Below are 256 nucleotides of genomic sequence, written 5' to 3'. Positions count from 1 at the left end.
TATATGGCTGAAGCTTTGCGCTTGGCCAATAAAGGGGTGTATACAACCCAGCCAAACCCACGGGTAGGTTGTGTCTTGGTGAGGGGCGGTCAAATTGTGGGGCGTGGTTGGCATAAGAAGGCCGGAACAGGGCATGCAGAGGTAAACGCCCTCGCTGAAGCGGGAGGACTCGCGCAAGGTTCGACAGCTTACGTTACTTTGGAACCCTGCAGCCACTTTGGTCGAACACCTCCCTGTGCTAAAGCCTTAATTGATG

At 54.3% G+C, this 256-nt stretch carries 1 protein-coding gene; it reads left to right on the top strand.

The window, feature by feature from the left end; all coding sequences use genetic code 11:
* A partial coding sequence (locus tag A3761_RS05305; RefSeq protein ID WP_231881168.1) for a bifunctional diaminohydroxyphosphoribosylaminopyrimidine deaminase/5-amino-6-(5-phosphoribosylamino)uracil reductase RibD occupies nt 1-256 on the top strand: 256 nt, incomplete at both ends.

It is taken from the genome of Oleiphilus sp. HI0123, assembly GCF_001635315.1.
Note: the sequence above shows the minus strand (reverse complement) of the source record. Positions and strands in the feature narration are given on the sequence as shown.